Below are 1418 nucleotides of genomic sequence, written 5' to 3'. Positions count from 1 at the left end.
TGTTGCGGGCAAACTGCGCACGCTTGCTCACGTAGGATTCGTCACCGGCGGCAAGCTGGATGCCGTCGGTGGGGATCAGGCGGTAGGCCACCGGTTCGTCCACGAGGTTCCTGCTGTCGTGGTTGGCGATCTTCCAGAAGCGGTGCTTGGAGGAGTCGGTCTTCCGGATGGCCTTCTGCTCGGTTTCCAGGAGCCGGTCCACTGCCTTGAACAGGGTGTGGGTCGGGTTGTCCTCGGGGATTTCCATGTCCACTTCGTAGACGGCGTTCTTCGGGCCGTCCACTTCGAAGTCCATGCGGACGTTGAACATGTGCTGGTGGATCGGGGCGTAGAGCCCGTCGTTGTTCAGCGTCTGCCCGTACGGGCTCTTTTCACCCGGCTTCTGGCCGGCGGTGGAGAGGATGCCGGTGGCCTTGACCAGGAACTCGATGCTGCCATCGAGGAAGAGGTGCCAGTAGAAGGCGTACTCGTAATTGGCAACAGTGGCGATGAAGGAGATTACGAGCTTGCGGCTGCGCCGAGTTTCGGTGGTGCCTTCACGGAAATCGAAGTGCTTCCACAGGATGCTGTCGTCTTCCTCATGCATGCAGATCGCGTTTTCGATCGTCAGCGGGTTGCCGAGGCTGTCGGTGGTGATGCCATCGAAGTACTTGATCTCGCCGGTGCAGTCACAGCCCAGGGTGAGGGAGTTCGCCATATTGCCGATGTTGTATTCACCGGAGTCGAAAGCGTTCTTCTTGGCCTGGACGGGGGCGCTGTCACCGTACGGGACAACCATTTCGGACAGCGAGGCGCGGTTGATGACGGGACGCTCGACGCCCTTGTTCCGGAACTTCAGCTGGTGCAGGACCAAGCCTTCGCGGGGCGTGAACCCCACCCGGAAGGACCAGTCGGCCCACTGGACGTGGTTTCCGGTCACCGTGAAGGACGCGCCTTCGGGCTGGGTGATGGAGATCGGCTTGAGGTCGGTGCGGGCCGGTCCGACGTACTTGGGCAGGTAGTTGCCACTGGCGCTCGGGACCGGGATGGCCTGATCGTCCTGGAGCTGTACAACCTCGCCGGAGTTCAGGTCCACGATGACGATGAAGTTCTCGATCGGGTGTGCGTAGGGGCTGTCATCAGCCTCTTCGCGGACGAAGACCAGGGCACGCATCAGGCGGCGGCCTTCGTTGTCTTCACCGAAGTAGCCGACGGACCACGGTTCGAAGCAGACCAGGTCCATGTTGGTGATGCCGCGCTTGGCGAGGGCAGCCTGGACCTCGGGGTTCTTCCGGCACGCCTCTTCACCCTCGGCGAACTCGTCGAGCATGAAGGGCGGGTGAACGTTGGCGGCCAGCTGTGTCCACTTCGAGACGATGCCCGAATCAAGATCCACGATCGCTTCGTAGGCGCGGCCCTCGGCGCGGTTGACCAGGACA

The 1418-nt window shown here is 62.1% G+C and carries 1 protein-coding gene; it reads right to left on the bottom strand.

Annotated elements, in window-relative coordinates; genetic code table 11:
* A partial coding sequence (locus tag P2Q66_RS21125) for a primary-amine oxidase (RefSeq protein ID WP_275731311.1) occupies nt 1-1418 on the bottom strand: 1418 nt, incomplete at both ends.

Source organism: Arthrobacter sp. Cr_A7 (assembly GCF_029222765.1).
GTDB lineage: Bacteria > Actinomycetota > Actinomycetes > Actinomycetales > Micrococcaceae > Arthrobacter.
This window is presented reverse-complemented; position numbering and strand designations above follow the sequence as displayed.